This is a genomic window from Paenibacillus sp. FSL K6-1566 (assembly GCF_038050475.1).
GTDB lineage: Bacteria > Bacillota > Bacilli > Paenibacillales > Paenibacillaceae > Paenibacillus_AQ > Paenibacillus_AQ lactis.
The window spans coordinates 1823596-1832500 of sequence record NZ_JBBOSR010000001.1 but is presented as its reverse complement, the minus strand read 5'-3'; the positions used below and the strand labels follow the sequence as shown (position 1 = coordinate 1832500).

5 protein-coding genes and 2 rRNA genes (1 of these 7 cut by a window edge) are annotated in these 8905 nt (G+C 51.6%); all 7 read right to left on the bottom strand.

All coding sequences use genetic code 11. The features are described 5' to 3' along the window. Positions 1 to 725: ribosomal RNA gene (locus NST08_RS07775) — 23S ribosomal RNA — on the bottom strand (it extends 2322 nt beyond the left edge of the window). Positions 726 to 1072: 347 nt separating this feature from the next. Beyond that, positions 1073 to 2626, bottom strand: a 16S ribosomal RNA gene (locus NST08_RS07770). The 16S and 23S rRNA genes sit together here, the layout of an rRNA operon. A 570-nt stretch (positions 2627 to 3196) precedes the next feature. Next, positions 3197 to 4906 carry a LysM peptidoglycan-binding domain-containing protein gene (locus NST08_RS07765; protein ID WP_341341663.1) on the bottom strand — a complete coding sequence of 570 codons (1710 nt, stop codon included), beginning with the start codon at positions 4904 to 4906 and terminating at the stop codon, positions 3197 to 3199. A gap of 165 nt (positions 4907 to 5071) precedes the next feature. Beyond that, positions 5072 to 5956, bottom strand: a complete 885-nt coding sequence (gene ilvE / locus NST08_RS07760) for a branched-chain-amino-acid transaminase (RefSeq protein ID WP_007130706.1) — start codon at positions 5954 to 5956, stop codon at positions 5072 to 5074. Further along, on the bottom strand, positions 5957 to 6844 hold the full coding sequence (pheA, locus tag NST08_RS07755; RefSeq protein WP_007130707.1) for a prephenate dehydratase: 888 nt from the start codon (positions 6842 to 6844) through the stop codon (positions 5957 to 5959). Further along, complete coding sequence (thrB, locus tag NST08_RS07750) at positions 6841 to 7809, bottom strand: homoserine kinase (RefSeq protein WP_028407031.1); 969 nt, start codon at positions 7807 to 7809, stop codon at positions 6841 to 6843. The genes pheA and thrB overlap by 4 nt, the downstream gene beginning before the upstream one ends. Beyond that, on the bottom strand, positions 7806 to 8879 hold the full coding sequence (thrC, locus tag NST08_RS07745) for a threonine synthase (protein WP_028407032.1): 1074 nt from the start codon (positions 8877 to 8879) through the stop codon (positions 7806 to 7808). The genes thrB and thrC overlap by 4 nt, the downstream gene beginning before the upstream one ends. Positions 8880 to 8905: the final 26 nt, after the last annotated feature.

The window sequence follows — 8905 nt, the reverse complement described above, 5'->3', positions numbered from 1 at the left end:
TTCGGGTCTACGTCCACATACTAAAGCGCCCTATTCAGACTCGCTTTCGCTGCGGCTACGGCTTCTCGCCTTAACCTTGCATGGGAACGTAACTCGCCGGTTCATTCTACAAAAGGCACGCCATCACCCATCGATCGGGCTCTGACTTCTTGTAAGCACACGGTTTCAGGTTCTATTTCACTCCCCTTCCGGGGTGCTTTTCACCTTTCCCTCACGGTACTGCTTCACTATCGGTCGCTAGGGAGTATTTAGCCTTAGCAGATGGTCCTGCTGGATTCATACGGGGTTTCACGTGCCCCGCACTACTCGGGATCCGTCTCGGAGGGTTCACATTTTCGATTACAGGGCTTTTACCTTCTATGGCCGGCCTTTCCAGACCTGTTCGTCTAATCTAAACCTTTGTAACTCCATGTGAGACGTCCCACAACCCCAGAGAGCAAGCTCTCTGGTTTAGGCTGTTCCGCGTTCGCTCGCCGCTACTGACGGAATCACTCTTGTTTTCTCTTCCTCCAGGTACTTAGATGTTTCAGTTCCCTGGGTATGCCTCTAGCTGCCCTATGTATTCAGGCAGAAGTGACTGGCTATTACACCAGCCGGGTTTCCCCATTCGGACATCCCCGGATCGAAGCTTGCTTACAGCTCCCCGAGGCAGTATCGTTGTTCGCCACGTCCTTCATCGGCTCCTAGCGCCTAGGCATCCTCCGTGTGCTCTTAGTAGCTTAACCATGTCGCTCCAGCTTCGTGCCATGTGCTCTGTTGTTCGCTTGTTTCCTGATTGGATAAAACCACTCAATGGTGAAACAAGCTTCCAAAGGATCACCTGTCACGAATCTTTCGCTCTAACGCTACTCTTTCACTTCTTGGTCAATCACTTGACACAAGTCGTTAGAGAAGGATATTTCTAAAACGCAAATTCGTTTCGTTATCTAGTTTTCAAGGATCAAATGAGAGGTTGAACTCTCAAAACTGACCAACGAGTGAGTGATCGGCGACCTTGCGGTCAGCCTAATTGTTGGCGACTTGAAGTCAGCCATATTCGAATGTCTTCGTTGCAGAAGACGATTCTCCATAGAAAGGAGGTGATCCAGCCGCACCTTCCGATACGGCTACCTTGTTACGACTTCACCCCAATCATCTACCCCACCTTCGGCGGCTGGCTCCCGTAAGGGTTACCCCACCGACTTCGGGTGTTGTAAACTCTCGTGGTGTGACGGGCGGTGTGTACAAGACCCGGGAACGTATTCACCGCGGCATGCTGATCCGCGATTACTAGCAATTCCGACTTCATGCAGGCGAGTTGCAGCCTGCAATCCGAACTGAGACTGGCTTTTTAGGATTGGCTCCACCTCGCGGCTTCGCTTCCCGTTGTACCAGCCATTGTAGTACGTGTGTAGCCCAAGTCATAAGGGGCATGATGATTTGACGTCATCCCCACCTTCCTCCGGTTTGTCACCGGCAGTCACCTTAGAGTGCCCACCCAAAGTGCTGGCAACTAAGATCAAGGGTTGCGCTCGTTGCGGGACTTAACCCAACATCTCACGACACGAGCTGACGACAACCATGCACCACCTGTCTCCTCTGTCCCGAAGGCCGCCTCTATCTCTAGAGGATTCAGAGGGATGTCAAGACTTGGTAAGGTTCTTCGCGTTGCTTCGAATTAAACCACATACTCCACTGCTTGTGCGGGTCCCCGTCAATTCCTTTGAGTTTCAGTCTTGCGACCGTACTCCCCAGGCGGAATGCTTAATGTGTTAACTTCGGCACCAAGGGTATCGAAACCCCTAACACCTAGCATTCATCGTTTACGGCGTGGACTACCAGGGTATCTAATCCTGTTCGCTCCCCACGCTTTCGCGCCTCAGCGTCAGTTACAGCCCAGAGAGTCGCCTTCGCCACTGGTGTTCCTCCACATATCTACGCATTTCACCGCTACACGTGGAATTCCACTCTCCTCTTCTGCACTCAAGTTCCCCAGTTTCCAGTGCGTCCCGAAGTTGAGCCTCGGGTTTAAACACCAGACTTAAAGAACCGCCTGCGCGCGCTTTACGCCCAATAATTCCGGACAACGCTTGCCCCCTACGTATTACCGCGGCTGCTGGCACGTAGTTAGCCGGGGCTTTCTTCTCAGGTACCGTCACTCTCATAGCAGTTACTCTATGAGACGTTCTTCCCTGGCAACAGAGCTTTACGATCCGAAAACCTTCATCACTCACGCGGCGTTGCTCCGTCAGGCTTTCGCCCATTGCGGAAGATTCCCTACTGCTGCCTCCCGTAGGAGTCTGGGCCGTGTCTCAGTCCCAGTGTGGCCGTTCACCCTCTCAGGTCGGCTACGCATCGTCGCCTTGGTGAGCCGTTACCTCACCAACTAGCTAATGCGCCGCAGGCCCATCCTCAAGCGACAGATTGCTCCGCCTTTCATAACTCCGCCATGCAGCGAATTTAATTATCCGGTATTAGCTACCGTTTCCGGTAGTTATCCCAGTCTTGAGGGCAGGTTGCCTACGTGTTACTCACCCGTCCGCCGCTAAGCATCAGGAGTGCAAGCACTCCATCAGCTCCGCTCGACTTGCATGTATTAGGCACGCCGCCAGCGTTCGTCCTGAGCCAGGATCAAACTCTCCAATAAAGATCGTCCGAAGGACGATCGATTGAAAGAGCGATTAAGCTCATTAGAAAAACTGACGAGAATTTGTTCAATTCTCTATTGTAACTCCCCGCCGAAGCGGTTCGTTTTTACTCACTCGTTGTTCAGTTTTCAAAGATCAACCTTTTCGTTACCGGCGAATCTCGTTCGCATCAGCAACTCTTATAATATATCATATTCATTTCGATAATGCAAGAGGTTTTTTAAAGTTTTTTTTATTACTTAAAATCGAAACCAAAAATTATTCATCGACCTCTTCCCTGCCGCAAAGGCGTTCGTTTCGCGACTGGATTTATAATATATCATGAATCAATACTGTTTAACAATGCATAATTTTTTCCAAATCCATTATTGCAGCTTGTACTAATTAAAGAGTGGCTTTCAAAGCACTTAAAGCTCGTTCCGCCCTATATTTTACCACGCTTTGTATCCCTACTATAATGAGACAAGACGGCCGGTGACCGGCCGCCCTTCTACTAAAAATCCTAACATGGCTCTAAACCACTCACAACTTACCTCTAAGCTGTTACCCCTTATTTTTTCGCTAAACCTTTATCCTTTTATCCATGGGTTTTGCTGTTTGTTCTTTGCCGACTGCGGCTTCCGTGTTTTCTTGGCTGCAGTTCTGGAGGCTTTCCCCCCCGTCTGACGATGAACCTTTGCCTTGGCCGTCTTACTATTCTCTTCAATTGCAGCGTCACGAATTTCAGCTTCCTGATCGCTCTCTTCAACTGAATGATTCGTTGGAGATGCATCTTCCGTAAAGCTTGAAGCAATTCCTACTCCTTGTTCTTCATTTTGACGGTCTATCCACATCTGTTCATAAGGGTTCATGAATGATGGATTTGCGCCGAAACCTCCAATCGGTGCCGAAGGAACGCTGTAGGCACCCGACGAATTCATGGCACCATGCTGCCAATTATAAGGCATTGCATTCTCCGATGCGCCCTGGTTAGCATATGGATAACTTTGAGGCATACCGTAAAAAGGACTAACTTCTCCGCCCTGACAGCCGCAAGGTGAAGAGGCGTAGCCAAGCGGCGAAATCCCGTGATGTTCCGAGTACGGCATATAGTTAGAAGTAACTCCTGCCGTATAGGACTCGGAAACGGATACCTGGGAATACTCCATCCCAACCGAGTCCCCGGACAATCCCGGATAACCTCCCGCTGCATTTCCCCAAGCTTCTCCATAGGACGCCGGAACGGCCGGCTGTGGCACGTGGTAGTATGGATGAACGCTCTCTCCTTGCCATTTTACCGGTTCATGGCACCCGCATGGGGATTCCGGATAACCGTATTGCGGCATCGTAAACTGAGGCTCATGATATCCATGATGATGGTGATGTTGGTACGGACCAAGACATGGATGATCCGGAACATGGTGAATCGGAAACTCCGGACATGGATGCATGAAAGGTTGGACATGGAAATCAGCAACCTTCGGGCATGGTTCATCGACCGGAAGAACCGGATGCGGCATTGGCATTGTCTTTAACGGATACATTTGCTCCGGCTCAAAAGGTTTGTATTCCGGTTTGTATTCCGGTTTATACTCCGGTTTAAATTCTGGCTTGAACTCTGGCTTATACTCCGGTTTGTATTCTAGTTTAAATTCGGGTTTAATCTCCGGTTTATACTCGAGTTTAATCTCAGGTTTGTACTCGGGCTTAATCTCGGGCTTAATCTCCGGTTTGTACTCCGGCTCTACCTTTTTAGGCTCCTCCGGCAGAGGCGCAATCTCCGGTAGCTTCGGTAACACAGGCGGCTCTGGCATTGGCTGTGGCGGGGCCACCGGCGGCTGCGGTACGGGCTGGGTAATTTCTTCTTTGACGCCCGTGTAATCCTTGCTGCCCGGCTTCTTTTTGCCTGGAGCCATTTCAGCACTCATCGTTACGCCATCGCTGTCCCCCGTCTCCGTATAAATGCCAGATGACGGGATGTTCACAATCTCTCCCACCAAAAGGGCATTCGGATTTTTAAGCTGCGGGTTGGCATCGATAATTTCTTTCAGGGTCACTCCCCAAGCTTTGGACAGCTTCCATAGAGAATCCCCTTGCTTTACCGTGTGCTTATGGATAATTGGCTGGCTGCCGCCAGGTACCGGAACGGGCTCTGTCGGAATTTTAATTTTAGCCCCGACATCAAGCTTATTCGGATCGACCAGCTGCGGGTTGGCAACGATGATCTTCGTTAACGGTACGTCAAATTTTTTGGACAGCTCATATAGGGTGTCGCCTTCCTTGACGATGTGTATCTTCACGCCGCTAAAACCTCCTACACTCTTCTAGGCGTCATGGTTATTCGCCCGTGTTCGTTACTACATCCTATGCAAGAAATGGGCGATTGACATCCCTCGATACAAAAAAAATCCTTTCATCGACATGAAAGGATTGTTCAATAAGCTTGATTTACTTGTCCGTAATCTTTAGGATTCCCAAACTTTATACCCGTCAATCTCAACGATTTTCCGGAATTCTTCAAGCAATCGGAGCGTAATCGGACCCGCTTGCCCTTTTCCGATGGTGCGCCCGTCAATTTCGCGTGCAGCGATGACCTCGGCGGCCGTACCTGTGAAAAATACCTCGTCGGCGATATACACATCATGCATGCTGAAAGGCTCTTCCTTAAGCGGAATGTCAAGCTTGCCGCACAGCTCGATAATCGCCTGGCGCGTAATGCCTTCAAGTGCGCCCAGGTAACAAGGCGGCGTTGTGACGACACCATTTTTCACGATAAAAATATTGTCTCCCGAACCCTCCGTAACATACCCTTGAGCGTTCATCATAATGGCTTCATCGGCCCCTGCGAAGTTTGACTGGATCTTAACGAGGATGTTGTTCAAATAGTTCAGCGACTTGATCTTCGGATTGAGCGCATCCGGAATGTTTCTGCGCTGGGCCACAGAAACCGCCCGCAAGCCGTTCAAATAAGCTTCCTCAGAATAGATTGCCAACTGTTCGACAATGATCAACACCGTCGGTTTCGGGCAGCGACGTGGATCAAGCCCCAGATTGCCGGCACCGCGCGACACGACGAGGCGGATGTAGCCGTCTCTCATATCGTTGCGGCGAATCGTCTCCGCCATTGCCTCCAGCAGCTCATCGTAGGCCAATGGAATAACTAGATCGATAGACTTGGCCGAATCGTATAAACGGTCCAAATGCTCTTTGCATTTGAAGATGTTGCCGTTATAAATCCGGATGCCTTCGAAAATGCCGTCCCCGTACAGGAAGCCGTGATCAAATACCGAAACTTTCGCATTCTCTTTCGTGACAAATTCTCCGTCTAAATAGATCCATTGCTCAGACATTTACTTTACCCCCAATTTCTCGCTTTCGTAGGCGTAACCCGGATACGATCCAAGCGTGCGGACTTGGCATCCGAGCGCTTCGATTTCTCCCATGGCGGCCGTCAACAGAACGGAATCGGCCGGAGCCATTACATCAATATAGAAATAATAGTTGCCGAGCTTTTTCTTGGTCGGCCTGGATTCGATTCGGGTCAGGTTCAGCCGTCTCCACGCAAATGCCGAAAGCACCTGATGCAGCGCACCCGGCACATCTTCCGGCAGCGTAACCAGAATGCTCGTCTTGACATGCTCCGGTGAACGGTCAATGGCGATCGGCTCATGGCCGATCAGCACGAACCGGGTGTAATTGTTGTCGTGATCCGTAATCCGCTCTGCGAGCAGATCCAATCCATGCTCCGCTGCACCGAGGGATGTTCCGATGGCCGCCCACCCTTTGCCCGGATTTTCTTTTACGATTTTAACGCCTTCGGACGTGCTGCCAACCTGTTCAAGCTCCGCCTGAGGGGCTGCTTTGGCCAGGAATTGGCGGCACTGGGCAGTCGCAACCTGATGGGACCAGATTTTCGTAATCTTGCTGAAATCCATCATTCCATCGGGTCCGCGGAATTCCGAAGCATTGCCGATCAAATTTTGAATCGACGGATACACCCACTCCACCTGCATCGGCATATCCACCTCATTGACAAGCCAATCCATATGGAGGCTTACAGAGCCCTCAATCGTATTCTCAATCGGAATGACGCTATAATCACTCTTGCCTTCGACCGTAGACATGAACACATCAGAGATCAGTTTGTAGTGGACCAGCTCGACAGGCTGATCGCCAAGAAGATATCGTATCGCTTCATGAGATACCGATCCTGAGGGCAACAAGGCTATTTTTTTCATGCGGTAACTTCCCCTCTAATCATATCCAAAAAGGATCTGTTGTTGATGTCGTCCATCGTCCGGACGCCCTCGGCTGCCGGGTCCAGACAGAAGCACGAGGCCGAAATGCCTTCGGCCTCCATCGCTTTCACCAAGTAAGCCTTGAGATCATCCACACGCCGATCGTCACGATCCACGAAAGCGATGATCGTCGGGCCTGCTCCGCTGAGCGCGACCCCCAGTGCGCCTTGATCAGGCGCTTCCGCCAGAATTCTCGGCATCCCGGGCACGAGCGGTGCCCGGTAAGGCTGGTGAATGCGGTCCTGCATCGCTGCACGTACAAGATCCAGGCGGCCTGCCGACAGGGCAGCCGTCATCAAGGACGATCGACTAATATTATATACGGCATCGGCCAAATTGACCTGGGCAGGCAGCGCCTCCCGTGCTTTGGACGTGGCCAGGTGGAAATCCGGAATGACGACCACCGTCCCGAGACGGGCCGGCGGGTCGATCCGGATATAATCCGCATGCTTTCCATCCCATACCGCCGTAATAATGCCGCCAAATAACGAGGCGCCAACGTTGTCCGGATGCTTCTCGAGGGCAGTCGCCATATCGAACAGCTTGGCCTCAGACAACGGAGAGCCGATCAACGCATTGGCCGCGAATAAGGCGCCAACGATGGCGGAAGCACTGCTGCCGAGTCCCCGGGCCAACGGAATGTCGGAATACATCGATATTTCAAGCTCGGGAACCGATTCTCCTGCTTCATCGAACACCATTTGCGCCACTTTATAGATCAAATTGCTTTTGTCGACCGGCACTCCCTTCATCTCGTCCCCGTAGAGATGAAATTCAGTGCGATCAGCCGGCTTCAGCTCGATCCAGGAGTATAGTGACAATGCCATGCCGAGCGTATCAAATCCGGGACCGAGGTTGGCCGTACTGGCCGGAACCTTCACCCTTACGCCTTGGGACAAACTCATACCTGCGCAGCCCCTTCAAGCTTCGCGATGGCTTCCATGACTGCGGACTCCGTATCGGATACGACCAGCGGTTCCGATTTGACGGTTGAAATCGCGATGTTCGGATCCTTCAATCCATGTCCAGTCAGAACGCAGACAACGGATTCCCCGCCTTTAAAATATCCTTCCCGCTTCATTTTATATACGCCTGCAATCGAAGCTGCGGATCCCGGCTCGGCAAAGATTCCTTCACGTGACGCGATTTTGCGGTAGGCTTCCAATATTTCCTCATCGGTTACATAGTTAATCTGGCCGCGGGACTCCTCGGCTGCAGCAACCGCCGTCTTCCAGCTGGCCGGATTGCCGATTCGGATTGCCGTTGCGACCGTTTCCGGATTAGCAATCGGCTCGCCTTTCACGATGGCCATGGCTCCTTCGGCCTCAAAGCCGAGCATTTTAGGAAGCGAAGCCGCTTTGCCGGCTGCATGGTATTCCTTGAAGCCTTTCCAATATGCGGAGATATTGCCCGCATTCCCAACCGGGATCGCCAGCACGTCCGGCGCTTTTCCCAACTGATCAACCACTTCGAATGCAGCCGTCTTCTGCCCTTCAATCCGGTACGGGTTCACGGAGTTGACGAGGGTAATCGGATGCTTAGCCGTGATCTCCCGGACGATTTCCAGTGCGCGGTCAAAATTGCCGTCGATGGCAATCACTTTGGCGCCGTAGATCATCGCCTGTGCGAGTTTGCCCAGGGCAATATTGTTGTTCGGGATAATAACGATGCAGTTCAACCCGCCACGCGCCGCATAAGCAGCCGCTGCAGCGGAGGTATTGCCGGTCGAGGCGCACATAATGGTGCGGCTGCCTTCCTCCATCGCCTTTGCTACCGCCATCACCATTCCCCGGTCTTTAAAGGAGCCTGTAGGATTCAGGCCTTCAAATTTAAAGTGCAGATCGATTCCTAGCTCCTCCGACAGGTTTTCGGCGCGGATCAGGGGCGTATTCCCCTCTTTAAGGGTCAGCAGCGGGGTTTGTTCATTAACGGGTAAATATTCTTTATAAGTTTGAAGCAGTCCTTCGTACGGCATCTCTCATGATCTCCTTTTCTATGAAA